Annotated in this window: 26 protein-coding genes and 1 pseudogene; 11 read left to right on the top strand and 16 right to left on the bottom strand. The window is 40.5% G+C overall.

Annotation, left to right across the window (positions count from 1 at the left end):
• Positions 1 to 20 precede the first annotated feature (20 nt).
• Positions 21 to 1577, top strand: a complete 1557-nt coding sequence (locus tag B7E06_RS05900; RefSeq protein ID WP_082233112.1) for a SagB family peptide dehydrogenase — start codon at positions 21 to 23, stop codon at positions 1575 to 1577.
• Between the two features lie 600 nt (positions 1578 to 2177).
• Positions 2178 to 2351 (top strand): hypothetical protein, encoded by a 174-nt coding sequence (locus B7E06_RS21785; RefSeq protein ID WP_179133983.1) that lies wholly within the window; start codon positions 2178 to 2180, stop codon positions 2349 to 2351.
• Between the two features lie 37 nt (positions 2352 to 2388).
• Here B7E06_RS21785 and fabI read toward each other — a convergent pair whose 3' ends face one another.
• Together fabI and B7E06_RS22410 are read right to left on the bottom strand one after the other, a co-directional pair.
• A complete protein-coding gene (gene fabI / locus B7E06_RS05890) occupies positions 2389 to 3171 on the bottom strand; it encodes an enoyl-ACP reductase FabI (protein ID WP_082233110.1) in 783 nt (260 codons plus the stop codon).
• A gap of 126 nt (positions 3172 to 3297) precedes the next feature.
• Positions 3298 to 3416, bottom strand: a pseudogene (locus tag B7E06_RS22410) (VOC family protein); the annotation flags it as partial.
• A gap of 105 nt (positions 3417 to 3521) precedes the next feature.
• Between B7E06_RS22410 and B7E06_RS05885 the strand changes: the two are divergent.
• Complete coding sequence (locus B7E06_RS05885) at positions 3522 to 4250, top strand: YqcI/YcgG family protein (protein WP_082233109.1); 729 nt, start codon at positions 3522 to 3524, stop codon at positions 4248 to 4250.
• Between the two features lie 26 nt (positions 4251 to 4276).
• Here B7E06_RS05885 and B7E06_RS05880 read toward each other — a convergent pair whose 3' ends face one another.
• Together B7E06_RS05880 and B7E06_RS05875 are read right to left on the bottom strand one after the other, a co-directional pair.
• Positions 4277 to 4738, bottom strand: a complete 462-nt coding sequence (locus tag B7E06_RS05880) for a GNAT family N-acetyltransferase (protein WP_082233108.1) — start codon at positions 4736 to 4738, stop codon at positions 4277 to 4279.
• A gap of 23 nt (positions 4739 to 4761) precedes the next feature.
• Complete coding sequence (locus B7E06_RS05875) at positions 4762 to 5337, bottom strand: phospholipase D-like domain-containing protein (RefSeq protein ID WP_082233107.1); 576 nt, start codon at positions 5335 to 5337, stop codon at positions 4762 to 4764.
• Positions 5338 to 5455: 118 nt separating this feature from the next.
• On the opposite strand from B7E06_RS05875, the gene B7E06_RS05870 reads away from it, so the two are divergent.
• Positions 5456 to 5959: an LURP-one-related family protein gene (locus tag B7E06_RS05870; RefSeq protein ID WP_082233106.1), complete on the top strand. Its 504-nt coding sequence runs from the start codon at positions 5456 to 5458 to the stop codon at positions 5957 to 5959.
• A 26-nt stretch (positions 5960 to 5985) separates the two neighbouring features.
• Here B7E06_RS05870 and B7E06_RS05865 read toward each other — a convergent pair whose 3' ends face one another.
• Complete coding sequence (locus tag B7E06_RS05865; RefSeq protein WP_082233105.1) at positions 5986 to 6918, bottom strand: alpha/beta hydrolase; 933 nt, start codon at positions 6916 to 6918, stop codon at positions 5986 to 5988.
• Between the two features lie 309 nt (positions 6919 to 7227).
• Here B7E06_RS05865 and B7E06_RS05860 point away from each other — a divergent pair, with 309 nt between their 5' ends.
• Positions 7228 to 8229, top strand: coding sequence for a tRNA dihydrouridine synthase (locus tag B7E06_RS05860; RefSeq protein WP_082233104.1), 1002 nt, complete (start codon positions 7228 to 7230; stop codon positions 8227 to 8229).
• A 173-nt stretch (positions 8230 to 8402) separates the two neighbouring features.
• On the opposite strand, the gene B7E06_RS22060 is transcribed toward B7E06_RS05860, so the two are convergent.
• The 3 genes from B7E06_RS22060 to B7E06_RS05845 all read right to left on the bottom strand — a co-directional run bounded on the left by B7E06_RS22060 (position 8403) and on the right by B7E06_RS05845 (position 10932).
• Entirely contained in the window at positions 8403 to 9188 is a 786-nt protein-coding gene (locus B7E06_RS22060) for a halocin C8 precursor-like protein (protein WP_082233103.1), read from the bottom strand.
• Positions 9189 to 9554: 366 nt separating this feature from the next.
• Positions 9555 to 10316, bottom strand: a complete 762-nt coding sequence (locus tag B7E06_RS05850; protein WP_082233102.1) for a 3-oxoacyl-ACP reductase — start codon at positions 10314 to 10316, stop codon at positions 9555 to 9557.
• 34 nt (positions 10317 to 10350) lie between these two features.
• On the bottom strand, positions 10351 to 10932 hold the full coding sequence (locus B7E06_RS05845) for a helix-turn-helix domain-containing protein (protein ID WP_082233101.1): 582 nt from the start codon (positions 10930 to 10932) through the stop codon (positions 10351 to 10353).
• Positions 10933 to 11020: 88 nt separating this feature from the next.
• Here B7E06_RS05845 and B7E06_RS05840 point away from each other — a divergent pair, with 88 nt between their 5' ends.
• Positions 11021 to 12004 carry a DMT family transporter gene (locus B7E06_RS05840; protein ID WP_082233100.1) on the top strand — a complete coding sequence of 328 codons (984 nt, stop codon included), beginning with the start codon at positions 11021 to 11023 and terminating at the stop codon, positions 12002 to 12004.
• Positions 12005 to 12294: 290 nt separating this feature from the next.
• Positions 12295 to 13029 carry a YqcI/YcgG family protein gene (locus B7E06_RS05835; protein ID WP_082233099.1) on the top strand — a complete coding sequence of 245 codons (735 nt, stop codon included), beginning with the start codon at positions 12295 to 12297 and terminating at the stop codon, positions 13027 to 13029.
• Positions 13030 to 13809: 780 nt separating this feature from the next.
• Here the strand turns inward: B7E06_RS05835 and B7E06_RS05830 are convergent.
• Positions 13810 to 16032 (bottom strand): YhgE/Pip domain-containing protein, encoded by a 2223-nt coding sequence (locus B7E06_RS05830; protein ID WP_179133982.1) that lies wholly within the window; start codon positions 16030 to 16032, stop codon positions 13810 to 13812.
• Between the two features lie 361 nt (positions 16033 to 16393).
• Between B7E06_RS05830 and brnQ the strand changes: the two genes are divergently transcribed.
• The 3 genes from brnQ (at position 16394) to B7E06_RS05820 (ending at position 19045) form a co-directional block, all read left to right on the top strand.
• Entirely contained in the window at positions 16394 to 17761 is a 1368-nt protein-coding gene (brnQ, locus tag B7E06_RS05825) for a branched-chain amino acid transport system II carrier protein (protein ID WP_082233098.1), read from the top strand.
• Positions 17762 to 17910: 149 nt separating this feature from the next.
• Positions 17911 to 18057: a hypothetical protein gene (locus B7E06_RS21780; protein WP_179133981.1), complete on the top strand. Its 147-nt coding sequence runs from the start codon at positions 17911 to 17913 to the stop codon at positions 18055 to 18057.
• Positions 18058 to 18223: 166 nt separating this feature from the next.
• Positions 18224 to 19045 carry an SDR family oxidoreductase gene (locus tag B7E06_RS05820; protein WP_082233097.1) on the top strand — a complete coding sequence of 274 codons (822 nt, stop codon included), beginning with the start codon at positions 18224 to 18226 and terminating at the stop codon, positions 19043 to 19045.
• A gap of 98 nt (positions 19046 to 19143) precedes the next feature.
• Here the strand turns inward: B7E06_RS05820 and B7E06_RS05815 are convergent, their stop codons facing one another.
• The gene (locus B7E06_RS05815) at positions 19144 to 19941 is read right to left on the bottom strand and encodes an ABC transporter ATP-binding protein (protein WP_082235926.1); all 798 of its coding nucleotides are present in this window, start codon (positions 19939 to 19941) and stop codon (positions 19144 to 19146) included.
• Positions 19942 to 20075: 134 nt separating this feature from the next.
• Entirely contained in the window at positions 20076 to 20984 is a 909-nt protein-coding gene (locus tag B7E06_RS05810) for a DMT family transporter (RefSeq protein ID WP_082233096.1), read from the bottom strand.
• A 114-nt stretch (positions 20985 to 21098) separates the two neighbouring features.
• On the opposite strand from B7E06_RS05810, the gene B7E06_RS05805 reads away from it, so the two are divergent.
• Entirely contained in the window at positions 21099 to 21368 is a 270-nt protein-coding gene (locus B7E06_RS05805) for a hypothetical protein (RefSeq protein WP_082233095.1), read from the top strand.
• Between the two features lie 33 nt (positions 21369 to 21401).
• Here the strand turns inward: B7E06_RS05805 and B7E06_RS05800 are convergent, their stop codons facing one another.
• The 5 genes from B7E06_RS05800 to B7E06_RS05780 all read right to left on the bottom strand — a co-directional run bounded on the left by B7E06_RS05800 (position 21402) and on the right by B7E06_RS05780 (position 25052).
• Positions 21402 to 22595, bottom strand: a complete 1194-nt coding sequence (locus B7E06_RS05800; protein WP_082235925.1) for an MFS transporter — start codon at positions 22593 to 22595, stop codon at positions 21402 to 21404.
• Between the two features lie 5 nt (positions 22596 to 22600).
• The gene (locus B7E06_RS05795; protein WP_082233094.1) at positions 22601 to 23029 is read right to left on the bottom strand and encodes a MarR family winged helix-turn-helix transcriptional regulator; all 429 of its coding nucleotides are present in this window, start codon (positions 23027 to 23029) and stop codon (positions 22601 to 22603) included.
• Positions 23030 to 23153: 124 nt separating this feature from the next.
• A complete protein-coding gene (locus tag B7E06_RS05790; RefSeq protein WP_082233093.1) occupies positions 23154 to 23321 on the bottom strand; it encodes a YfhE family protein in 168 nt (55 codons plus the stop codon).
• Positions 23322 to 23397: 76 nt separating this feature from the next.
• On the bottom strand, positions 23398 to 24411 hold the full coding sequence (locus tag B7E06_RS05785) for a copper resistance D family protein (RefSeq protein ID WP_179133980.1): 1014 nt from the start codon (positions 24409 to 24411) through the stop codon (positions 23398 to 23400).
• A 68-nt stretch (positions 24412 to 24479) separates the two neighbouring features.
• The gene (locus B7E06_RS05780; RefSeq protein ID WP_082233091.1) at positions 24480 to 25052 is read right to left on the bottom strand and encodes a copper resistance CopC family protein; all 573 of its coding nucleotides are present in this window, start codon (positions 25050 to 25052) and stop codon (positions 24480 to 24482) included.
• Between the last annotated feature and the right edge of the window lie 281 nt (positions 25053 to 25333).

Raw genomic sequence — 25333 nt, 5'->3', positions numbered from 1 at the left:
CAGTAAGGAGGGAAATCATTATGGAGCTTGACCCGTTTCTCTATAATTTACACTTTCAAAGCAGCCAAGTGGTACCGCCCGACTGGAACGTCGACTGGGACGATGCCCCTCTTCCCTTTAAAATTTATCGCGGTTTGCCAAAGTATCCTCTTTCCCATGAAATAACACTTTCGTTAAAAGAACAGGAAGGATCTTCCCTGCTTGATTTAGATACTTTAAGCTGCTTTCTCTGGTATGTTTTTGGATGGACACAGCTCAGTCAGACTTCTCTTCCGAAAGATGGAGATTCGGTAGAAACGATGCAATCCTTCCGCCGATTTGCTCCATCTGGAGGAGGCCTTTATCCTAATGAACTATATCTTTATTTAAAAACAGAAGAACTTCCGCACGGAATTTATCATTACGATGCCGCACATCATCAGCTTCTCTTACTGCGTGAGGGCGATTATGATTCCTATTTAAACAAGGCTTTGGCCAGTCACTCTGATCTTTCAGACTGTCCGGCCGTTGCCATCATTTCCACAATGTTTTGGAAGAACTTTTTTAAATACAACAATTTTTCATATCGTCTGCAAGGATTAGATGCAGGCGTGATTATTGGTCAGCTGCAAAAACTCAGCTCTCATTTCCACTTCTCACCTAAAGTACATTTTCAATTTCTTGATCAAGCCCTCAATCACCTTCTCGGTCTTAACGACAAGGAGGAATCCATTTATGCCGTCGTTCCTTTATTTGTAAATAAACCTGCTGCAATCAAAGAAAAAATGACTTCCACTGCAGAGTTACTAAACAAAATTCCCTCAATTAAAACAACTTACTACCAAAAATCAAGAAAAGTCATTGATTGTCCTGATCTTCAAAATATGAATCAAGCTTCCATGCAGGAATCTACGAATGTCTTTCGTTATTTAAACTATAAGGAAAGTCATAATGACGAAGCGAGCACTAAAACCATGCTTCCTCAAGTGGACAAAAAAATGAAAGACTTATCCATTATCTGTCGGAATCGCTACTCACCAGAAATGGATTTCTTATCGACTGGTTTAAACGTTAACAAGCTCTCATCCTTGTTTAAAGAAACCTACGACTCTTTCAGTTCCCACGGCGATTTTGATATTAGAAAAGAGGAGAGGTCCCCCCTCTTTATTTACGGCTGTTTTTATAATGTGGAAGGTATTTCTGACGGAGCCTACCGTTATGATCCTCGCAGCCATTCATTAATAAAACTAAAAGAAGGGGATTTCCGTTATACCCTTCAGTCTGCCATGAGTCTTCATAACCTTAACCTTTATCAAGTTCCGCTCTGCCTTCATATTGCCGGAGACCGGAACTTTTATACCGGAGAGCTCGGCTGCAGGGGCTACCGTATCCAGCATATGGAGGCAGGGGCTCTCCTTCAGCACTTATTGCTAGCGGCCAGCTCACTTGGAATGAATGGCCATCCTTTATTAGGTTTCGATGTAAATATATGTGACCAAATCTATGATCTCAAAAGGACAAAAGAAACGGTTCTTATTCAAATTCCAGTCGGCTTTTTTCGGCCGAAAAGCTGTTTGGTTGGTCATATTCACAGCTAAAAAAGAATCCGTGAGCGGCACGGATTCTTTTTTCAAAGCTTATAGAAGTTGTACAAAGGAGTCATAGTGGCGTTTAACTTTCCAAGAAGGTTTATTTTCTGTGCTTAGGTTTAACATTTTCGCCAAAAGCTCTGCGGACTGAGCATCATAAAGGACCTTCTCTTTGTTTTTTAAAGTATCCTTTAATGTTACAATACTACCATTCATTTCCTTCACTATTAAATAAATAGTCAACCACTCCTGTTTATTGTTCATTATAATACACGATTACTATTTTACATAATTTTTCAAAAAAAGCTATAAATAATTAGAATTTGACAAAGTTCACCTTTTGTAAAGCGATGTAACTGAAAATTCACTGGAAAAAATATATGAAAAGCTCAAAAATGAATTCCTGAACTGGTTAACCTCTGTTTAAATGAGCGAATCTACTCATCATGAAGAAGTAAAAACTTTAGTGGAGAGACCAGTGATTTTAATGATTCTTTTAAGCGTTATATTCTTTTTCCTTTCCAACGGAATAGATGATTGAACAGTAGAATAGCTTGTTTATTTTTTCCAACATTTGTTATAGTAAAAAAAAGAAAAAGGGGAGATCATTTGAAGTTTGATAGCTGGCAGTCTACTTTATACTTTTTGATACTCGGAATCATTGCTATTTTCACTGGGGAGATTGTTACGTTTATTATGCTTGGATTCATATTAATAAGCTTACATAACATCAACACAACGCTTAAGAAGATCAATAAATCAAACGGAAATAGTGAGCAATAAAAACAAAGCCGGCCATTTTCAGGCCGGCTGTTTTCTTCTATAGTCCCATAATATTATATCCGGCATCTACGTATACAATTTCCCCAGTTACGCCTCTGGATAAATGACTCATCATCGCTAACGTCATGTCGCCGACTTCTTCCTGTGTTACATTACGCTTTAGAGGAGCATTTTCTTCTATCTGGTGAAGGACCTTATTAAAGGATGGAACCCCTTTAGCGGCAAGTGTGCGGATAGCCCCGGCAGAAATCGCGTTAACTCGGATATTGTCTGCACCCAGGTCAGAAGCCAGATACTTAACAGAAGCTTCAAGGGAAGCTTTTGCTACACCCATCACGTCATAGCCGGAAACTACACGCTCTGCTCCGAGATAAGACATTGCAATAATAGAACTGCCATCTTCCATAAACGGCTTTGCTGCTTTTGCTACGGCGATTAAAGAATAAGCACTCGTATCCTGTGCAAAAGCAAAACCGTCTCTGGAAGTGTTCACAAAACCGCCTTTTAAGTCTTCCTGATGAGCAAAAGCAATCGAATGTACAACTCCGTAAATACTATTTACTTCGGTTTTAATTTTTTCAAAAGCATCCTTAATGCTTTCATCACTATTTACATCACACTGTAAAACAAGTTTTGCTTCGATTTCATTTTCTCTTAGAAGCTTTTCCAGCTTTCCGTAAGATCTTTCCTTACGATAAGTAAAGATTAGGTTAGCCCCTGCTTTATACAGAGACTTCGCTACTCCCCAAGCTATGCTCCGCTGATTAGCAACACCCATAATCACAATGTTTTTATCTTTTAATTGAAGTAAGTCTTCCATAATTGTCCTCCTAAAACATTTTTCCTTGTAACAGCTAATATTAAGACCTCATGCTATTCTATATGATTTTGTATTGAAATGCCAAGTGCTGTTAGAAGACAAACTATTTAGGGAGGAAGTTAAAGCTTAAGAAGTAGTATTAATCTGCCATTGGACGCCAAACTTATCTGTGACCTGTCCATAAGCTCGAGAACGTTTTCCTGCAGTTCCATTTCAACGGTACCTTCTTCACTCAGCTGCTGAAAAACCTCTTTTGCTCTTTCAGCTCTTTAAATCCCGCCTATTTTTCATCAGTCATTCACCTAATTGGTTGATTCAACTATCCTATAGTATCGGCCAGGAGGGATAGCATGGAACTCTATAGTTTATTACAAAAAGATATTCAACAGCTGAGCGGATGGAAAGCAGAGGCCTTAGAGAGATTCAGTCGTAAGATGACTGATAAACAACATAAATTCCCTTGTATTCCCGCCACTCAGGCTTATGCATTAAACCATTTAAGGTATGGATTTGTAGATGACTTCCTCAAGAAAGAAACATCTAAAGATACTGCCAGGCTTTTAAAAGTATTTACACAGAATGCAAAGTCTTACGGGAAATATGCCACACTCATTATTTTTTACAACACTCCTGTTTCTATAACATCCACCTACACGGTGGAAGACTTTGAAGCGGAGTTCTGGAGACAGTTGAGCCGTTTGACGAATCATGATGAAATGGATTGGCCTGCCCGCCTCCCTAAAGACCCTCACAACAACGGATGGGAATTTTGCTTCCACGGGGAGCCGTATTTTATGTATTGTGGTACTCCAAGTCATACGAAGCGAGACAGCCGCTACTTTCCATACTTCATGCTTGCCATTACTCCAAGATGGGTGCTGAAGGAATTTTATTTAAACGAAAAGCATGCCGGTAAAATTAAAAATAAAATCAGACAGCGTCTGGTCACCTACGACAGCATTGAGCCACATCCTGAATTAAAGAAGTACGGAGATGAAGATAATTATGAATGGCGTCAATATTTTATAAGAGATGATGACAGCACACTTTCCCGCTGCCCGTTTCATTATAGAAAGTAATTTAAAAGTGATGGGCCTTTTACATTCTATTCATACAGTTTTTTTGTCATAAACATACTATTGGGATCTTCCTGGTATTCTGCAAAGGGAGAGCAGTATTCAAAACCAAACTTCTCATACAATTTTCTGGCAGGCTGAAAAGCAGCCATTGAACCTGTTTCTAAACTGATGCGCTCATACCCACGCTCTTTAACCACATTAATGACATGCTGAAGAAGCTGACTGCCTATTCCTTTTTTCAAGTGAGTGGAAGCCGTGCGCATCGATTTTATTTCACCGTGGGTGGCATCGAGTTCTTTAAGGGCGATAAATCCGGCCAGCTCTTCTCCTTCCCACCCACTCCAAAATGTGAGCTCAGGCTTGCGCAGCCCTTCTAGATCCAGTGCGTGCTTGCTCTCGGGCGGAGAGTGCTCACGCATACTTTCCAGATGCTCCTTTAGAAGAGAAGCTACTTCACTCCCTGTCAAATCATCAATAACTATAACCATAAACAACCTCCCTTCCTTATTACTCAGGCTCCTTTTTTACATACATAGTAGTTAAAGCTTGAATAGTGTTTAAGATCTTTCCACTTCTGTTCGAAAATCAGTTCCCATTCCTCAGCCAATTTTTTGTTTCGTAAAATAAGGATCACTTCATCATTTTTCTCTTCCGCAGAATATGTCCAGTTGTAAGAGCCTGCTGTGACTGTCTGCTTATCAGAGATCATTATTTTTAAATGCATCGTGCCGTCATAGCTGTTAACTTTCACAGGTACTCCACATTCAATAAGTTTTTTTATGTTAGCTTTCTGCTTGTCATTGGGCTCGATTGACTGCCTTCGGTCTGAGATCAAACGAACTTTAACGCCCCTTTGTGACGCCTGACAAATGTGGCTGACGAATTCCTCTTGTGTAAGGAGAAACATCGCAATATCCAAAGTTTCTTTCGTCTGATCAATCACTTGAAAAAGCTCCTTTTTCACCGAGCAGCCGTTTCTTGAAAAGAAATATTGCAGATCCATAGACTTCTTAAATTTTCTTTTGTACAAATAATAGGGAATGGCTGCCGTCACAATTGCTACACCCGCGCCAATGATTAGTTCCATTGAATGCCCCCTGATTTGATTTCTAAGGAAATACTCGTGCTCCCATTTTTAAATTTTATGAGGTGGTCTTGAAACAAATGAGAGGTTTTATTCGTATTTCATACAGGAGGTGCCTCGAATGGAAAAATACATTTATTTCTCTGATCACATCTTTTCTAAAGGCAAGAAAGATATTTACGATAAAGAAGAAAACAGAATCGGATCTCTCGATTTAAAAAGCGCTTTTACTTCAAGCGTAAATGTTGAAAATAAAAAGGGAGAGGTCGTCATAGAAGGAAAGTTCCCATCCTTTTCAAATAAATGGGCGGTCAGCCTCTCTGATGGCAACGAACTGGGTCAGGTGAAGTCTTCCTTGTCCTTCTTTACTAAACGCTATAAATATAAGACCAGCACCGAGCAGTATGAAATTGAATCACCAGCTTTATCAAGAGAATACATCATTTATGACAAGTACAAAAAGGAAGCAGCCACCTTCAAAAAAGTGAACGGGCTTTTCGAGGCTGCTGCTTTCGAATTAAGAAATAATTCAGATTCCCTGTTAACAGAAGAATTGATTGCTGTCGTTATGGGAGTGAATGCTATTCAAAAAAGAAGGAATAATGCTGCATCACCTGCCACTTGACTACTGGCCGCGGGGACAGAAATTGCTTAATCTAACATAATTTCCTCAACGGCTTCCTGAAGAATGCTAGAAAAATCATTGGGAAGGGTATGACCCATTCCTTCTTTTACGATTATTCGGCAGTTGATTCCATTATCATTTAACATCTCAACTGCCTGAAGGGTTTGCTCGTAAAACGGATCCTCAGTTCCTGTGATTACACACCCTTTAATTTTTGGCGAGGGAGTTTTATTTAATGCTTCTTCCAATTCCATTGTATTTGTAAAGGATGGCACAACAGCGATAAACCCTTTGAAGTCTGCCTTCTTCTCCTGCAATATAAATTCTATAGCTGTTTTTCCGCCTTGTGACGCTCCCGCTATAATATGTGTTTGATTTCTTGAACTGTATTTTTTCTGGTATTCTTGAAAATTACTTCGAATGTCCTTTTCTGCTGTCTTATAATCATCCCAGGAATAACAGTTATAACTGAACAACTGGGACGATTGCAAATAAGCCGTGAGGTATTTTGCATGAATAGCATGCTTGTCCCATTGATCTGCAAAATCGCTGCTGTTCGATCCTTTCCAGTGTAGGGCCAAAAGTGAAACAGGGGATTCCTGATTGCCTTTCACTTCTAAATAGGCAGATGCTTCTTTTTTCTCCTTTTGGTAGCTTGTCGTACAATCTTTTATTACTGCGCTAAATTCTTTAGAGTTTTTTATAGGATTAAGATCAGGATCATTTTGCAGGATAACCGGGTTCCACCACAGCCCGTGATTTAAAACGTCCCGCAGTTCTTCTAAAGCCTTCCCATGATTATCTTGTAAAATATGTATTCCTGCACACCAATGACCAATTCGATCCATTTTTAAAGGAAACTCCTTTTTCGCATTTTCCAAAAGATCGAGGACTTCCCCATACTTTTTATTTTTCACTAAGTTAAATGCTTCCTGTTGAATATCAATAAAGCTTTTCATGGACATCTCCCTTTATGATAGAATCCTCTCCTTTAACTTATACGCTTTTTCAGGCTCCAAATCCTGCTAAAGGGAATTGCCTTTTGGGTTTCACCCTATTAAAGAGAAACTCTCTCAAACTAAAAGATGAGGAAAGCATAGAGAACTTTTTCTCCATATTGAGACGGCCGGCCCCCTTGCACTTTTTGTCTAATACCATTAAAGTATATAATGGTTGAAATCCAGCCTGACTGGATATAGATAAGAAAAAAGCCATTTCATTATTTAATTTTCGGGAACACGGTTCCCATAAGGAAAGGGTTCATATATATGAAGAAAGATAATTTTTGGCATGAACTGCCGCGGCCGTTTTTTGTTCTGGCACCTATGGAAGCCGTAACGGATGTGGTTTTTCGTCATGTCGTGACCGAAGCAGCGAGACCTGACGTATTTTTCACAGAATTTACGAATACGGAAAGCTACTGCCATCCTAAAGGAAAAGACAGCGTACGGGGACGGCTGACGTTCACAGAAGACGAGCAGCCAATTGTTGCCCATATTTGGGGGGACAAACCTGAATTCTTCCGCGAAACGAGTATCGGTGTGGCCAAAATGGGTTTTCGCGGTGTGGATATTAATATGGGATGTCCTGTACAGAACGTGGCAGGGAATGGCAAAGGATCCGGACTGATCCGTCGTCCAGAGGTTGCAGCGGAAATCATTGAGGCAGCTAAAGCGGGAGGACTTCCCGTCAGCGTGAAGACCCGTCTCGGTTATACGAAGGTGGAAGAATGGCGCCCGTGGCTGAAGCACCTTCTGGAACAGGACATCGTCAACCTGTCCATCCACCTGCGTACAAAAAAAGAAATGAGTGATTTCGAGGCTCATTGGGAGCTGATCCCTGAAATCAAGAAGCTACGGGACGAAGTCGCTCCCCATACGCTTCTGACAATCAACGGCGATATCCCAGATCGTCAAAAAGGACTCGAACTCGCAGAGAAATACGGCATCGATGGCGTAATGATCGGACGAGGAATTTTCCACAATCCGTTTGCTTTCGAAAAAGAGAAAAAAGAGCATAGCAGTGAAGAACTTCTCGATCTCCTGCGCCTGCAGCTCGATCTTCATGATAAGTATTCCGAAGAAATGGAGCCGCGTCTCTTTAAACCTCTTCGCCGCTTCTTTAAAATTTACGTGCGCGGATTCCGGGGTGCCAGTGAATTGAGAAATCAACTGATGAGTACACATTCCACCGATGAAGTGCGATCATTGCTTGATGAATTTGCAGCTAAAGGCGGCGTGAAAGAAGAAGAAGGTTTTTCTGTTTCTTGAAAAAAGGATATATAGGTTGAATAAATTATTGGAAGTGAGGTGAGCCGTTTCGCGCTTTCCTCTCTTTTTTTCTACTAGCAAATATTGTAGAAATTTTTGTATAAATTATTTATTTTCCATCCCAACAAAAAAAGCCTCCCAAATATTAATCCGGAAGGCAAGCCTATAATTTTCTATCCGCAGATAGCATCCGTGGCAGCGGCACATCCAAGACTGCCAATCATACCGCAGACAGCAGCTAGTGCTACACCACCGATCCCTGAAGTAATTCCGAGCGCTCCAGCAAGTGCATAACATCCAACACTTCCTCCCGCTCCGCAGAGGGCAGTAACCGCATATTCACAAAAACCTAAGCTTTTCAGTTCATCTCCATTGGCTTGCTTTCCAAGTAAATCTTTGATTTTGCCACTTGCGTCTGTTTGGACTTGTTCTTGTGTAATAGAGAGGCCATCAATATCAGTGAGATTTCCATCTTTATCAACATCGACATTATAAAGCTCCACTTCATCATCGCCCAGCCCATACATCACATTCATATTAAAACTTCCATCTGTACCAAGCGATTCAGCAAATAAACCTTGATCTGTAATGACTTGTTTGTTTTTTAGATCATAAGTAAACTGGGCATAAACCAGGTTATCGCTATTGGCTGCTTGATTCTTGTTGAAAACAAATTCAATATAAGCATAATCGCCGCCTGCGCCTTCTACTTTGTTAATCACAATATTGTGCTGGGAAATGGAGTTAATTTTAGATTTTTCCTTATATTTTTTATAGGCAGTAGTATGTTTAAGGTCATTACGGATTTGATTGAACTCTTTTTGACTGACATTAGATTCCATGCTAGCAGTAAACTCATCAGAATGAGCATATACCATCGTCGAGAAGTGGAAGCTGGATATTATCAATGCTAACACTACAATCAACAGCGAAGCCGGTTTAAACAGACACCTTTTCATTGATTCACTCTCCTAATTCTTCTTGTTATTGAATTTCATCAAAGCCAATGTTCCGAAGAAAATGATTAAAAAAGAGATGACAACGACTGTCCAGTCCACTTCCCTCCCTCCTCTCTCTCAGCTACCATTTACCCTCAAAAATAGAATTATTAACCATATTTTCAAAGATTTAATACAGGAAGCAAAGTTTTTTAATGACTAAAAATTAGTCAGCAGAAATCACCAAAGAAAAATATAGTATCCTTGTTTTCTTATCTGAAATCTCATGACAAAGCAAAAATCCCTACTTTATTTCCTAAAGGGATTTAGCAATATAAAACTTAATATCTTATTCAGTTGATAAGAAGGAGCAGAAGTCTTTGTTGATCAGTCCATTACCAATCCTCCGTCTACCACTAAGTTCTGCCCTGTTACCGCACGACTCCATGGAGAAGCAAAAAATAAGACAGCATCTGCGGCTTCTTTAGGAGAAGTGACCTTTTTTAAAGGAGTTGTCTCACGTATGGCTTCAAACACTTGATCTGGAGTAGAGGCACTGGCATCTGTTTTCTCAAGCAATCCTCCGGAGACCATATTCACGGTAATGCCGTGTTGGCCTAATTCACTTGCCATGTTTCTTGTAAAGCCAAGCAGAGCTGACTTGCTCGTTGTGTAATCGTGGTAAGGAACTACAGGATTTTGCAACAAATTTGTCCCAATATTGATCACTCTTCCAAATTCCATTTCCCGCATCCCTTTAAGTCCAGCCTGAATCGTAATCAGTGCTGCTTTAACGCTTCCTTCCAGCTGGGACTGGTATTCTTTCCAAGTGATTGTTTCAGCATTCTTCCTGTTAACCGCATCAAATTTAAACCCAACGAGTGCATTGTTAATCACAGTAGTGACAGGCTGCTTAAAGTGGCGTTCTGCTTTAATAAACATGTCTTCTACCTGCTGTTTATCCATTACATCTGCCTGAACCGCAAGAGCATGGCTTCCTATTTCCCGGGCGATTTCCCATGCCTTTTCCTCACTCTGATAATAATTTACAACTACGTTTGCTTTTTCCCTGCCAAATGACTTGGCAATTTCCGCTCCCAAACCACGACTTGCACCAGTAACTACAACTAGTTGATCCTTTATTTCCATTGTTTACTCCCCTTCTTTCCAAGGGCCTTCCCTTTTAAGAATTGGTATAAATCATGACAAAATGAAGAACAGCGGGTTCTGAATCTGGATTAATATATCCATGCTCCTGGTCTGCGTTAAACTGAATGGAATCAAACTCGTCCAGTTTATATATTTCCTCCCTCACCCTGACGTTCGCTCTTCCTTCCATTACAGTTACATATTCAATCACACCGGGCTGGTGCGCCTCAGCCTTATATTCACTGTTTGGTTTTAAGAAGGCTCGATGGGTTTCGATAGAACCATAACCGGACATGGAAAACATCGTCTCAAGAGCTAATGATTCATCTGAACTTAAAACTATGTTCCCTTGATTCTTTCTCGAAATCTGCACTTCCCTTTTTTCTGCAAGCAAGGCGGAAATCGGGACATTTAATCCATTGGCGATTTTCCAAATAATCGTCAGTGATGGGTTGGCTTCTCCTCTTTCAATCTTTCCGAGTGTCAATTTACTTACACCGGTTAAATGAGTAAGCTCCTGCAGGCTGATTCCTCTTTCGTTTCTAATTCTTCTTAAAGTTAATCCTACCTGTTTTGACAGAAGTTCGGGTGATTCCCACGTACTATTTTTATCCATATTGAAGAACCTCACTAAAAAAAAGTAGTTTTATTCGTTAAATAATAATATACTATTGATTAATTATAATATACAAAGGGGTCTTTTCATGAAAGAATTGTCACTCGGAATTTTGTCTTCGATGTTTTTTGCTGTTACCTTTATTTTAAATCGTTCCATGGAAGTTGCCGGAGGAAGCTGGATGTGGAGTTCTTCCTTGAGATTTCTTTTTATGGTCCCTTTATTACTTTTGATTGTACTCCTTCGAAAGAATTTAAAACAGGTGTTTAGTGAAATTAAACATAATCCTCTTCCATGGCTGTTATGGAGCTTCGTCGGCTTTGTCCTTTTCTATGCTCCACTAACTTATGCGGCTGCTTATGGACCGGGCTGGCTCGTGGCGGGAACCTGGCAGTTTACAATTGTTGCCGGACTTCTGCTTGCTCCTTTTTTCACTCAAACGGTTACAACAAAAAGGGGAATTGTTCAGCAGAGACATCGTATCCAGACGAAAGCTCTGCTCATCTCTTCTCTCATTTTATTAGGTGTTCTATTGATTCAACAACAAAAAGCAGACGAATTATCTTGGCTTCAAATGATTATTGGCGTCCTGCCTGTTATTGGGGCGGCTTTTGCCTATCCATTCGGCAACCGCAAAATGATGGAAGTGTGCGATGGCCGGCTTGATACTTTTCAACGAGTATTAGGGATGACATTGGCCAGCCTGCCTTTCTGGCTGATTCTCAGCACAATTGCTTTCGTTTCTACTGGATTTCCCAGTACTGGCCAAGTGACTCAATCATTCATTGTTGCCGTCTGTTCTGGTGTAATTGCAACGACATTGTTTTTTATTGCTACAAATCGTGTAAGAAACCATCAGGGCAAATTAGCTGCTGTAGAAGCGACACAATCCACACAGATTCTTTTCGTAATTACCGGAGAAGCTTTTCTTTTAAACAGCCCTCTCCCAACAGGACTGGCTGCAATGGGAATTGGACTTATCATCATTGGAATCGTCGTTCACACTTTGCATATGAAAAAAATGAACACACCGACGCTTTCAAGAGCAGCTTCAACAGCCGCAAAAGGTTAATCTTATTCTTTTACAATAGTAATCTGTTTTTCAGTTTCATTATTTTGTACCTTAAATAAATGTTTTTCACATTTAAAGCAGCTTAAACAAAAAACGCAGAAATTCGAAGTTTCTTTGCGGGTTATCTTTTGACTGCTCACTCCTCCTAATTTTTCTGATTACTATAAAAAAGACTTCCCAGTCTAGAGATACTCCTTCTTAAAGAAAGGATTGGAAGTTTAATCTTCCTCTATTTAGGAAAAACAAGTCAGAGATAAAATATACAATTTTTTTCAAAGAGGAGAACCTTTATGTTAACGAAACAAAGTCCTTACCTGCTGACAAAAGAAGAGATTATTAATGGAAAGCATGTGCCTGACTGGCTCAAAAAAGAGTTCAACACATTCAGCAGGATTGTAACAGATAAAACCTTTCCGTGTTTCTTCGGGAGAACCGGATATTTGCGGGGAGAATTACGATATTCATATATTGAACGAGAGAATTGGAACCACCTGCCAGAAGCCGTGGAAAGTTTTCTGAAACTTTTTGAGAACCCTGAGGCAAAACGCCATGGGCTGTTTATCTTTGTAGAACCTGAAGATGAAGAAAAGCCTTTAGAATTTTACCGTTCTCAATTCTGGGATATTCTTCAGTATCTTCATGAAAAAGATAGATTTCCGTGGCCGGAGGATGCTCCTGAAGATCCGGATCATTACCTTTGGGACTTTCACTTTGGCGGAGAACCTATTTTTACATTCGGAAATGCCCCTGCGTACAAACAGCGCAAAACGAGAAACTTAGGAAACAGCATGGTTTTAGGGTTTCAGCCCCGTAAGATCTTTCAAGGTCTTGAAGGAACGGAAAAAGGCGGAATTATGTCACGGGAAAAAGTCCGCGAAAGAGTAGAAAATTGGGATGGACTGCCGAAGCACCCGGATATCAGCCACTTTGGAGATCCGGATCACAATGAATGGAAACAGTCTTTTATTGGAGATGACATTAAACCGATTGAAGGAAAATGCCCTTTCCACCATAAAGATATGTAAACACAAATGACGATCAGTCCTATTTCAGTGTATTAAGAAATTCGTGTTACAAAATCCCAGTACTTGGAGCCGGTGAGCTAGCTCGCTGTACTCGCGGATCTCACCTTGGCTCTATCTTCCTGCAGGAGTCTCGCCATTTCCCAGCCTCTTTAATGATGCTGATGTAAACGGAACGCTGTAATCTCAGTAAGCTCTTTAATGAGAACGCTCTTCTAAAATGTTCCGTTACTCCGAAAAACATCAAGGGCCGGGGGAAACGGCGAGACTCCTATGGGAGGATAGAACAGGGTGAGATCCCGGAGGGCTAAAAGCCCGAGGAAGCTCACCGTTCGCCCATGGAAAGCGAGTTGTTTCCCCTGGCCCGCCTTTCTATATTAAGGTAAACGGAACAAGGGAATTCCTTACCACTTTCTATCAGATTTGTCCTCACTATTCCAATGTTTCTTTACTACAATAAGCATAAAGGGTCTGGTGAATCGGCGACTCCTATGGGAGGATAGAACATGGTGAGATCCCGGAGGGTTAAAAGCCCGAGGAAGCTCACCGTTCGCCCATGGAAAGCGAGTTGTTTCCCCTGGCCCACCTTTCTATATTAAGGTAAACGGAACAAGGGAATTCCTTACTACTTTCTATCGGATTTGTCCTCACTAAAAAGCGTTTTTACAAGTCATAGTACTTTTTAGAGAACAAGAATGCTAAGCCCATATCAATAACTTTTCAACGAAAAAAAGGACTGATCCTCAACTAAGGGTCAGTCCTTCTTGTTAAACATTTAAAAGACTAGTGAAACAGTCCTGATTCTCTTGATTTCTTCATCAAAGCTTTCGTTTGACGACTTAAAGGTTTTTTCAAGAATCCGCCAATCATTAAGGCTGTCAGTCCAAATATAGATAAAAAGATTACATCACGATATACTCGTTCCCAGACTATTCCTCCTACAGCCTCCCGCATCAGATCAATCGCATAGGAGAAAGGCAGAAATGGGTGAATGGTCTGGAAGAATTCCGGCAGCAAAGCAATTGGGTAAGTTCCTCCTGATCCAGCAATCTGCAGCACAAGCATAACGATGGCCATTGCTTTTCCAATATCCCCAAATACAGAGACGAGCGTATAGACGATAAGCATAAACACAAGACTGATCAACAGTCCGAAGAGGACAAACCAGACCGGCTCAGCGATACTCGCTCCTACGACAAAAATATCACCGACTGTGACAATGATTGTCTGCAGAAAGCCTATCGTTACAAAGGTCATCAGCTTGCCAAAGTATTCCTGATTGCCAGACACTTTTCCAAAATGATGGACATCCGTAGTTAAAAGTGAGACGAGCAGCAGACATCCTACCCAAACGGAAAGAACCGTATAAAAAGGAGTCATAGCTGTTCCGTAGTTATCGATGGCAAACAAACTATTCTTATTGAGCTGAACAGGCTCCGCAAAAAATCCTTTCTCAGCTTCGGGATCGTTTTGAAGCAGTTCAATGATATCATTAATGTCTGTTTCTCCTTGGATTTCCCTGATTCGATCGGCTAACTGATTCACTTTTTCATTCACATAAGGAAACTCTTTAAGGATTTCATCCAGCGTCTTTTCTCCCTCAGCCAAATTGCCTTCTGTATTTGAAAGGAGCTGTTCAACTTCGGGAATCGTCGTCTGGATCTCTGTTAATATACTTCGAGCATTAGCTAAAGTGTTTTGAGCACTATTTACTTCTTCTTTGACCACAGGCTTGATGTTTTCGTTATATTCAGTAACAAATGCATCAATTTCCTCGGCTGTTGTTTCTGCCTTTTGCTGAATGGAACTGAGAAGGTCGTTTGCTTCTCCCTGTTCTTCTTCCAGAAACGCTCGAATCTCTCCGCTGTTTTCCTGGATACCTTCCAACCTTTCTTTTAAAGCAGATAATTGATCCTGGGCCTGGTCAATCTGCTCTTGATCGGGACGTGAGGCTGGGTTTTCTCCATCCTCTGTGCTTTCCTCTTCTTCTGTATTTTCTTCCTCTTCACTTTCAGCACTTTGTTCCTCCAGCTGATTTAATGCCGCTTGAATCGAATCTATATTTTCAATAGAAGAATTCACTTGCTCATCAATCTGCTGACTCCACCGTTCTCCATCGCTAAGATCAATATCAGCACCCTGCACACTTTGAATAAATTCATTAACGTTATTGGCTTCTTCCTGGATACGATTCAAGTCCTCTTCCACCTGAGGTTCTATTTCATTCAGGCGGTTTTCCGCTTCTGTTAAAAATGCCGTTGTCTCATCAATAGTCTGCAGTCCTTGTGCTGTTGTCTTTTCCGCTTGAGGAATCAAAGCCTGAGCATCATCTATAATCTTCTGAGCGCTATTGGCATCGTTTAACGAATTCTCCAGCAAGTTATGAGCTTCAGGCAGACTTTCTTCCATTTCAAAGATATAGTTTTCAAAACGTTTAATATCGGGCAGATCTTTCTCCAGTTCTAATCCGAGGTCATTAAACAAATCAAAAATGACACCATTTACGGTTGAAATAAACTCACTTGTAATTTGATCAACAATCGTACTTGCCCCGGTTTCGGTAATTTTCGGAGCAACGGCATTCGTTTTTTCATTTACATAGTATTCTATCTCAGCTTTTTCAGGCTGACCGCTTACGACGGTTCCCAGTTTTTCGGAGAAATCTTCAGGGATGATAATTGCAGCAAAATATTCCCCATACTCAACCTTATCCATCGCTTCCTTACGGTCGACAAACTTCCAGTCCATTTTTTTATTATTTTTGAGTTGCTTTATTAATTCGTCTCCCACATGGATATCCTGATCCCGTACATCCCCTCCGACATCCTCATTGACGACCGCCACCGGCAATTGGTCTGTCTGGCTGTATGGATCCCAGGAAGCTTCAATATTAAACCAGGCATATAAAGAGGGCAGTAAGGTCAATCCCCCTATTAATAAGGCTGCCACCCAGTTGGTTCCGATGTTCTTTATATCATTAGTAAAAATCCGCCAAATACTTTTCATGTTATCCTTCCATTCTACGATGATTGAATGACTATTCATTATTGCAACAATGAAACATTATAACACTTTTAAATAGAGAGAAGGAATTTAAAAGATCGTACAGATTTGTGAACATCTCCAAAAAAATAAAAACCCCGGGATTTAGTCAAGGGTTTAATGGATGGTTTTTCCTTTCATATAGGACCTCTCTTATTCAGATTTATTGCCATTATCGATTTACAAAAGGAGTAGTAAAAAAGTTTCACTGTCATGTTTTGAAGACTGGCTAATCCTGCCATTGTCGCTTCTCTCGATTCCTGTTACTATTATCCTTATTGTTTACCTTAGATTTTTTAAAATGACAGCTAGAAAGGACATTCATATGGAAAAGAAAATACCATTTTCAACTTACGCCATCATAGGAACGATGCTGTTTGGCTTGTTCTTTGGTGCAGGGAACTTAATCTTCCCCATTCAGCTTGGACAGATGGCGGGAACAAACTTCTGGCCGGCCTTGAGCGGCTTTTTAGTAACGGCAGTGGGACTGCCGCTAATGGGAATTCTGGCTATTGCTTTATCAGGAAGCAGCGGACTTCGGGATTTAGCGGGACGTGTTCATCCGCTGTTTGGGCTGACATTTTCTGTGGCTCTCTACTTAACAATCGGCCCATTTTTCGCCATTCCGCGTACGGCGACAGTACCATTTGAGGTCGGGTTTCAGCCGTTTATATCTTCTACCAATATCGGTTTGTGGCTAGGAATTTTTAGTTTTATTTATTTTGCCATCGTCTATTATTTTTCACTAAACTCCGCCAAAATTATGGACTATATTGGTAAGTATTTAACACCGACGTTTTTAGGATTCTTGTTTATCTTAGTCATCGTAACACTCGTCCAGCCAATGGGAAGCTTTCAGGAACCAATAGGCGATTATTCGAGTCTTGCCTTCATGACAGGTTTTACAGAAGGCTATAATACTATGGATGCTCTCGGATCGCTCGCTTTAGGGATTGTCGTTATACATGCGATCAAACAGCAGGGTATAACAGATACGAAAATGATTGCCAGTGCCACTTGGAAATCAGGAATGTTTGCCATGGGGCTGATGATGCTGATTTATGGTTTGATCACTTATATGGGAGCCTCCAGCGTGGCAGCGGTCGGCACCTTTAGCAACGGAGGCCAGATCTTTGCAGCAGTAGCTCAAAATTACTTCGGTGCTTTCGGGGCGATTCTGCTCGCGATTATTATCGTACTTGCTTGTTTGAAAACAAGCATCGGCCTGATTATGGCCTGTAGTGAATTTTTTCACAGCATTGTCCCGAAAGTAAGCTATAAGTCGTTTGTATTTTGGCTTTGTGCCGTTTCTTTCGGTGTTGCTAATTTCGGCTTAACTAACATCATTCAATTTGCGCTTCCTGTCTTAATGTTCCTTTATCCGCTTGCTATTGTTCTTATTTTCCTAGGGCTCTTTTCCTCATTGTTTGCCCATAAACGCAGCGTTTACTCAGGAGCCGTTGTGCTGACGCTATTCGTCAGCATCATCGACGGCTACTCTGCGTTAACAGAAAGCCTTCCCGGTACAGAGGTCGCTTCACTAGAGTCCATAAGAGTACTTTATATGGATTATTTACCGTTCTATGGAATTGGACTCGGTTGGATTCTTCCAGCATTAATTGGAGCGTTCCTTGGTTATTTCTGGCCAGGACGGAACCGTTCTACCGAAACTTATGTGCCCGTAGAAAATTAAGGACAATTTCAGGGCTTTATCTGTAATAATAAAAAGATGCATATTAGATGTTTTCTATCGAAGAAAATAATGGTAATATAATAGGACACTAGAGATTTATGAGAAACTCAGATGTTTAATTCAGGGGAATAAATATCGAGGAGGATATCATGACTCATACCCAGCTTTATATTGGTCTGATGGAAGATTTCAAGGAAAAAGTTGGCCGGGAATTAAAGCATGATGAAAAGAATTTTATTAAATGGATGGCTGAAGAAGCCTACAAAGAAATTTATAAAGTAAATAAAGCTGAATAGCAATCTAAGCAGCCGGATCCTGACACTTGTCAGGGTCTTGTTTTATGTCTCCATTTCGTTTATTTAGTTTAATTGATGTTTTTTTATTTGCATCCGTTTCCAAAGGTTTATCTGATCTTCCTGTGAGGAAGACAATGTTAAAAGATTACTAAAGGAGACGTTTGTTATGGGAAAATTAGAGAATAAAACAGCAGTAGTTACAGGTGCTTCCACAGGTATTGGAAGAGCGACAGCCAAATTGTACGCAAAAGAAGGTGCGACAGTGCTTTGCTGTGCAAGAAGCAAGGATAAACTTGAGGAACTTGTTCAGCAGATTGAACAGGATGGAGGCAAAGCAGAAGCCTTCGGGCTGGATGTAGCCAAAGATGAAATGGTTGAGAGTTTTTCAAAAACCGTCCAGTCTAAATATGGAACGATCGATGTCCTTTTTAATAATGCAGGTGTGGATCAAGAAGGCGGAAAGCTGCACGAATATCCGATCGAACTGTTCGACAAAATCATAAGCATCGATCTTCGTGGTACATTTCTCGTTAGTAAATTCTTGATTCCATTAATGCTTGATCATGGGGGCTCTATCATTAATGTCACGTCGATGTCTGGTTTAGCGGCTGATCTGGATCGTTCCGGCTATAATGCAGCCAAGGGTGGTGTTACTAATATGACGAAAACAATGGCCATTGATTACGGGCGTTCCGGCATTCGCGTCAATGCACTTGCTCCTGGGACGATCGAAACACCTCTCGTTGACGAACTGGCTGGATCACAGGAAGAAGAAAGCGGCTCAGAGTTCAGGGATGCACAGAAATGGGTAACACCACTTGGCCGAATCGGCCGTCCTGAGGAAATGGCAACTGTTGCATTGTTCCTCGCATCGTCAGACAGTTCATTTGTAACTGGCGAAACGATTACAGCTGACGGTGGAGTGATGGCTTATACGTGGCCTGGTAAAATGTTATTTGAAGAAGGCTGGAAAGAAACAACAGAATAAATAAAAAATGAATCCCTAAATAAATGAAAAAAAGCGTGAAATCTTATTAGATTTCACGCTTTTTTAATGCCCTTTTATAGAAACGGGAGACGTCTCTGCTAACGGTCAATCTCAGCCTCTTCTACTTTTGCTAAAAATGGACGTTCCTGCTTCCAGTTTACTTCGACAGGCAGTTCAAAAAAGTGAGTTAACTGATGGGTGTTAATCATGGATCTTGTGTCCCCTGAAGCAAAGACCTCTCCTTCTTTTAGAAGCAACGTTTTATCAAAGACAGGCAGAATTTCTTCTACATGGTGTGTCACGAAAATCATAGTCGGCGCTTCGGGTTTCTTTGCAAGCTTTTCAATAGATTCTAACAACTTTTCCCGGGCAATAAAATCAAGTCCATTAGTTGGTTCATCAAGAATCAGCAGAGAAGGCTCCCCCATTAAAGCCCTTGCAATCAACACCCGCTGTCTTTCTCCTTGAGACAAAGTTTCATAATTTCGGTTGGCGTACTCATTACAGCCCAGCTCTTCAAGCAGCGATATCGCTTTTTCCCTCATCTCCTCTGAAGGTTTTTCATATAAACCAATTGAAGCAAAAGCTCCGCTTAAAACGACTTCAAAAGCATTATCACCACTGTGAATTTTTTGCTGGATGGCAGAAGAAACAAAACCAATTTGCTGGCGCAGACGCTCGGCAAGATAAGTTTTGCCAAACTGCATACCAAGTACATTGATTTCTCCTTTTGTTGGAAAAGTATAGGCGTTTAGGAGATTTAAAATCAGCGTCTTTCCTGAGCCGTTTAAGCCGAGCAGTGCCCAGTGATCTCCTTTTTCAATCTGCCAGTTGATATTATTTAATATCCATCGGTTTCCTCTCCTTAAGGAGACATTCTCCATTTTCAGCACCATATGTATTGCCCCTCTCCCCATATTTATGTCTTCCTATCATAACATTAGCGAGAGATAAGAAATTAGTTTTTTACGTTGGTTTACGAGGAGAGGCTGCCGCTTTAAAACGATAAAAAGAGCGATGAATTTTCGTTCTACCCCCTTCCCTTCATAGTGAGGCGATTTTTTAAAAACTTTGTATTTTGACTTGTTAAAAAGACTCCGCTGAATATGATGATTAATCCCACAACTAAATTTTGTGTGACAGGTTCCCCTAGAAGAAAATTCCCCCAGAACAAGGCGGAGAGCGGAACTAAGTATGTGACGGTACTGGCATACTCGGGACCCCCGTTATTGATTAAGTAATAAAGCAGAAGATGGGCAATCCCAGAGCCAAAGCACCCGAGGCCAATCAGCGATATGAAAAGATTTCTATCTGCCGATAAGAGAATGGTTTTATAAAAATAAGGATCGAAAATAGCTGTAAGTACTGCACCGGCAGCGGCCCCTATATATAAGGAAATAGTTGTTAGAACAATAATATCAAGGCCTTTTAAATAACGTTTTGTAAATTGAGAACCGAATCCGTAGCACGAAGCTGCAAGTACCATCGTTCCAATTCCTACAAAGTTCTCATGGAATAAGGTGGTCACATCTAAGTTCATAAGTACAAGGATGCCGATAAACCCAATAGCAATTCCTGCCCATTGCTGCTTTCTTAAAGCTACCGAAAAAATAAAGAAACCAATTAATCCAGTCATAATGGGAGTTGTGGCATTTAAGACAGCTGCGGTATTACTTGTGATCACTGTCTGACTGAGTGCAATCAGTCCCCATGGCAGTGCTGCATTCACTATACCAAGGGTTATAACAGCTTTCCAGGGCAGAGGTGAAGAGAGCTTCTTCTTTTTCAGGAGGAAGAATGGAGTCAAAATAACGGCACCTGCTAAGCAGCGTAGAAAAACAGTCCCCCACACTCCTGCCGGTACCAGTAGATTTTCAATAAATACAAAAGACAAACCCCAGATTAAACTTAAACTTACTAATGCACTAAATAACCTCACCTTTTATTCCATCTCCTATCATTTATGTAAAAAAGAAATCTATGAAGTTATAAATCTCTTAATTTCTGGTAAAACTCTTATTAAAGAATACCATTAAAAAAAGAGGTGCAGGATATGCAATTTGAAGCAAAATGTAAGCGTAGTATTATAAGTAACATAGCTAAGTCATTGAATGAAGCGGTAGATGAAGAGTCTTTTAAAAAAGCGCTCGACGCTCCCCACCACTGTTTTTTCACAGAAGGAGAAAGTTATACCTTTACAGTGAAAGATAATAATGTGTGGGAAGGTATTAATAATTATTCTGAAAAGCATTTGTTTCATGCAGGGAAAAATTTCGACTGGGTTGCCGATCACTTTGAACTTAAAACCATTACAAAAATATAAAAAGGAGCGGTATCAACACCGCTCCTTTTTGTATCAAGCTTCCATTTGAGACAGTGTAATCTGTCTGTCTTTTCTGCCATGCAGAAAATAATAGGCTAAAATTCCAGCCAGAATTAAAGCGACCATCGACATATAGAGTCCTCTGTATCCGAAATCAGGAATGATATAACCTAGTAAAAAGGGGCCGGCTCCAATTCCGAGGTCCATCATAATAAAGTAGGTGGAGTTAGCTAATCCCATTCGATGCTTAGGGGTCACTTTAATAGCAACAGCCTGAATGATAGATTGAAAGTTTCCATACCCAAGTCCAATTAAGGCAGCCGCCATTAAAAAGACTAAGCTGGTTTGAGCCTGACTCAACATGTACATACCGATCGCAAAGAGGATTAATGCGGGATAGACTACACTGTTAGCTCCTTTAATATCCATCAGCTTCCCGGTAAATGGACGGGAAATTAAAATAGCCACAGCGTACACTAAAAAGTACATACTCCCCGCCCCTACTAAATTGATCTCTGCCGCGTAAGAGGTAATAAAAGCCAAAGTTCCGGAATAAGCCAGTGCAGCTATAAGCATGACGATCGAAACAGGCAGTGCCATAGGCTCTAGGAAGTTTGAAAGCTTAAACCCTTTCTGTTCCTTTTGTTCTTCTCTATATTCCACTTGAGGTTCCTCAACGGGAAGTGCAATGAAGAGACTTGCAATACCAACAATTAAAGAAAATATAAATATACTTGCATATCCAAAGTTTTGGATTAAGGCAATTCCAATTAATGGACCGATAGCTGTTGATAGGATAATACTAAGGCTGAAATAGCTGATTCCTTCTCCTTTTCTGCTCTCTGGAATCACCTGAGCTACGATCGTACCGGTTGCTGTTGTTGCCAGCCCCACTCCGACTCCATGTAAGATACGAATCATCAGCAGTACATAAATGTTAGAAGGTATAAAATACAGCAAGGTAATGAGTACAAAGAATATAATACCAGCCAGAAGCATCTTTTTACTTCCGTGCTTCACGATTTCCTTTCCACTGTAAAGCCTGCCAAGCAAAACACCGATGATAAAAATACTTGATACGAGACCAGCCATGCTTGTAGAGGCCCCATGTGTTTCTACAGCATAGGAAGCCATTGTGACGATTAATAAATACATAGAGAGCATCATTACAAAATTTACTACAGAAATAGATATAAAACTTTTGGTCCACAACTTTTCTTTATTCATTGCACTCATCCTTTACCCTTTCCTATTTTCTCAGACACGTTTTGTAAAACACGGATAACCAGCTCCTGCTCTTCCTCTGAAAAGTCCTCTAGAAGGTAGGCCTGATATTCACTTATTTTTTCTTCGATCTGTTGACAGATATCCAATCCATAATCACTGATTTGAATGGTCTTTGTACGTTTATCACGACCAGAAGTGACTTCCACAAGCTCGAGTTCCAGCAGTCTTTGAACCATTTTTGTTGTTGTTGGTTTCTCCACCTTTTTATGTAAAGAAATCTCACTGACCGTCTGGCCGCCCTGCTGCCACAAATGACTTAAAATGGACCACTGTGAGGCATATAAATGAAATGGAGCGAGCCATTCATTTAACTTATTGATATAAGGGCGGTATAACATAACATATTCATAAAATAGTGTTCGATGAGTTTTCATTCGCACCCTCCCAAATAATAGTTAGTTAGTGAAACTAATTGAATTATACGCCCCTTAATGGAAGATGTCTAGTTTAGGTAAATAAAAAAAGCAGCTCATTAAAAGCTGCTTTTAAAATCGTTCATTATTTCTTCAAATTAGGGTTCTTCTGCTTTGCTTCTTCAACTTTAGGCTTTCGATAGCCTCCTGCAATATCTGCTTGCTTGAATTCTTTAGCATAGACAACTTCCTGGGCATCTGATAATTCGATCCCATTCCCTCTGATGGGCTGATACTGTGATTTTCCTGCCATAGTGCTCATCCTTTCTATTGGAAGTGGGTACACAACATTTTTTCCCAATCTGTAATTCCATTAAACATGGAATCCCTTATCCGGAAGTCACACTGCTCATCAGACCAATATATAGACTAAATACAGCTATGACAGCCATAGCAAGAGCTCCTATCGCAGAATCTCTTTTTTTAAACATAACGAATATAGAGAAAAGAAAAAAGCCCGCTAAAATGAAAAAGAAAAGACTCAGCAGATTAGGAGCAAAAACAAGGGCAGGCTGAATATCTACAGAAGCAAACGTCTGGAAAAGTACGGATGCATTCTCCCGATTCAATGTTTGTTCAATATTATGGGGAGGCTCCTGTTCTGTCATAAACCCGGTGATACAAAAGATAAGAAGGATGATTACACTTTCTGCCCTCCACCAGATTCTAGGTGAAAAAGAGGGTTTCTCCTGGACTTTCTTTCTAATGAGAAAGCCATTTATAAACGCAAATAGCAAAAGAGCTATAAATAAGATATGCTTCAACAGTAAGGCCTGCCCATAAGAGAGCATCCATGAAGAAACGATACTTTCTGTAAGCGTAAAGGTCATTATAAGTCCTGTGAATGTAATGAAGACTATAGAGGCAACTGCCATAAACGTGAACCATTCCACAAAGGCCTGCCAGTTTTGCTCGTTTTTTGAAAACCAGCTCACTGCCAGTAAGATGCCGGCCCACAAACAAACAGCTAAAAGATGAAGGGTATGGGATAAAGCACCCTGATAGCTTGCCATAATTGCCGAGTGTCCGACCACACTTTGAGTCAATATGATTCCAAGCAGAATAAACAGACCTGTGAAATAAGCAGTTCCTGTATTTTTAATTAAAAACATGGCGGCAGCAAATAGAAGTGTTAAGAAAACTAAAGCAGCCCATGCTTGGCCTGTTTCAATATGATGGATCACATAATTAAAACTTTCAAGCAGCCCGCCTGATTGATATTCATTAATAGCTATTGCTAACTCTATGATCGGAAAAGCAGCAAGTACCGGGATAAAAGCAGCCGTTACAATCAGCGTTTTTCTAGTTATGGTAGTTTTAACTATGGAGTCTTTGGGAAGCAAAGCCAGGTAGCTTCCTCCTAAAATAATGGAATAACAGACATACAACAGCCCGTTAGTTAACGCGTACATCATGACTTTTTACGAGTAGCTAAAAACGCGATGACTGCTAAAGCAACTAATCCGACAGCGATAGCAGGCAGCAGCCACGAGTTCCCTGTGGTATCTTCTTCAGAAGCACTATTATTGGCTTTTTCTGTTTCCTGCTCAGCCTCCTGCTGAGATTCTTCTGCCATCTTCGCCGCCCGTTCTTCTGCACTCTCTTCAGATTCAGCCGCTTCCTCTTCTGATAGACCTTCATAAGTGAATGGAAGTTCCTCCTCCATGACATGACCGTCTTCGCCTACGATACTGTAAAAGAGTTCGATTTCTCCGCTTGTTAAGTTCTCTGGCAGAGTAATTTCAATTACATTTTCTGGAGAATGGTTAATATCCTCAATTGTTGTCTCCTCACCATTTTTATCGGTAACTATTATGGTATTTGGATCCCGAACAGCTGAATCAAAATTTAGAGTTATCAGCGGATTTTCAGCTGTTACAGTCTCGCCTTGTACAGGTTCAGAGTTTTCCAAATGGGTATGGGCTCCAGCCTGTAATGGAAAAGCAATAAACAGAATTAGAAAAAACATGTATTTTAATTTCATGAGTAAACTCCTTTCAGGTCTTTAGACTCACTCTATTTATACCAAAATTATAATGAAGACACGAACGGGAAACTTAACAATTTCGTGAATAGGTTCTGACCTTTCTGTGACAAAAAACAATCCTTTTAGGTGCTCTCTGCTTTCAAGCCTGCTTTTGCTTTTTTCTGCGCCCGTTTCGTACGAATGACACCAGGCAATCCTGCAGACATGCTGACTATAAAGCTCCACATTACATAACCCCAGTTACCGGTATACAAAGACACACCAATAAAAAAAGTAAT

The sequence above is a fragment of the Halobacillus massiliensis genome, assembly GCF_900166625.1.
Taxonomy (GTDB): Bacteria; Bacillota; Bacilli; order Bacillales; family Halobacillaceae; genus Halobacillus_A; species Halobacillus_A massiliensis.
Note: the sequence above shows the minus strand (reverse complement) of the source record. Positions and strands in the feature narration are given on the sequence as shown.

What these genes read in the sequence shown, in the direction of transcription:
- B7E06_RS22060 (WP_082233103.1), bottom strand. Translation starts at nt 9,188, where the DNA reads ATGAAAAGGTGTCTGTTTAAACCGGCTTCGCTGTTGATTGTAGTGTTA.
- B7E06_RS05830 (WP_179133982.1), bottom strand. Translation starts at nt 16,032, where the DNA reads ATGAAAAGTATTTGGCGGATTTTTACTAATGATATAAAGAACATCGGA.
- B7E06_RS05800 (WP_082235925.1), bottom strand. Translation starts at nt 22,595, where the DNA reads ATGAATAAAGAAAAGTTGTGGACCAAAAGTTTTATATCTATTTCTGTA.
- B7E06_RS05870 (WP_082233106.1), top strand. Translation starts at nt 5,456, where the DNA reads ATGGAAAAATACATTTATTTCTCTGATCACATCTTTTCTAAAGGCAAG.
- B7E06_RS05780 (WP_082233091.1), bottom strand. Translation starts at nt 25,052, where the DNA reads ATGAAATTAAAATACATGTTTTTTCTAATTCTGTTTATTGCTTTTCCA.
- B7E06_RS05880 (WP_082233108.1), bottom strand. Translation starts at nt 4,738, where the DNA reads ATGGTTATAGTTATTGATGATTTGACAGGGAGTGAAGTAGCTTCTCTT.
- B7E06_RS05835 (WP_082233099.1), top strand. Translation starts at nt 12,295, where the DNA reads ATGTTAACGAAACAAAGTCCTTACCTGCTGACAAAAGAAGAGATTATT.
- B7E06_RS05860 (WP_082233104.1), top strand. Translation starts at nt 7,228, where the DNA reads ATGAAGAAAGATAATTTTTGGCATGAACTGCCGCGGCCGTTTTTTGTT.
- B7E06_RS05900 (WP_082233112.1), top strand. Translation starts at nt 21, where the DNA reads ATGGAGCTTGACCCGTTTCTCTATAATTTACACTTTCAAAGCAGCCAA.
- B7E06_RS05885 (WP_082233109.1), top strand. Translation starts at nt 3,522, where the DNA reads ATGGAACTCTATAGTTTATTACAAAAAGATATTCAACAGCTGAGCGGA.
- B7E06_RS05820 (WP_082233097.1), top strand. Translation starts at nt 18,224, where the DNA reads ATGGGAAAATTAGAGAATAAAACAGCAGTAGTTACAGGTGCTTCCACA.
- B7E06_RS05795 (WP_082233094.1), bottom strand. Translation starts at nt 23,029, where the DNA reads ATGAAAACTCATCGAACACTATTTTATGAATATGTTATGTTATACCGC.
- B7E06_RS05790 (WP_082233093.1), bottom strand. Translation starts at nt 23,321, where the DNA reads ATGGCAGGAAAATCACAGTATCAGCCCATCAGAGGGAATGGGATCGAA.
- B7E06_RS21780 (WP_179133981.1), top strand. Translation starts at nt 17,911, where the DNA reads ATGACTCATACCCAGCTTTATATTGGTCTGATGGAAGATTTCAAGGAA.
- B7E06_RS05845 (WP_082233101.1), bottom strand. Translation starts at nt 10,932, where the DNA reads ATGGATAAAAATAGTACGTGGGAATCACCCGAACTTCTGTCAAAACAG.
- B7E06_RS05850 (WP_082233102.1), bottom strand. Translation starts at nt 10,316, where the DNA reads ATGGAAATAAAGGATCAACTAGTTGTAGTTACTGGTGCAAGTCGTGGT.
- fabI (WP_082233110.1), bottom strand. Translation starts at nt 3,171, where the DNA reads ATGGAAGACTTACTTCAATTAAAAGATAAAAACATTGTGATTATGGGT.
- B7E06_RS05875 (WP_082233107.1), bottom strand. Translation starts at nt 5,337, where the DNA reads ATGGAACTAATCATTGGCGCGGGTGTAGCAATTGTGACGGCAGCCATT.
- brnQ (WP_082233098.1), top strand. Translation starts at nt 16,394, where the DNA reads ATGGAAAAGAAAATACCATTTTCAACTTACGCCATCATAGGAACGATG.
- B7E06_RS05805 (WP_082233095.1), top strand. Translation starts at nt 21,099, where the DNA reads ATGCAATTTGAAGCAAAATGTAAGCGTAGTATTATAAGTAACATAGCT.
- B7E06_RS05840 (WP_082233100.1), top strand. Translation starts at nt 11,021, where the DNA reads ATGAAAGAATTGTCACTCGGAATTTTGTCTTCGATGTTTTTTGCTGTT.
- B7E06_RS05865 (WP_082233105.1), bottom strand. Translation starts at nt 6,918, where the DNA reads ATGAAAAGCTTTATTGATATTCAACAGGAAGCATTTAACTTAGTGAAA.
- B7E06_RS05815 (WP_082235926.1), bottom strand. Translation starts at nt 19,941, where the DNA reads ATGGTGCTGAAAATGGAGAATGTCTCCTTAAGGAGAGGAAACCGATGG.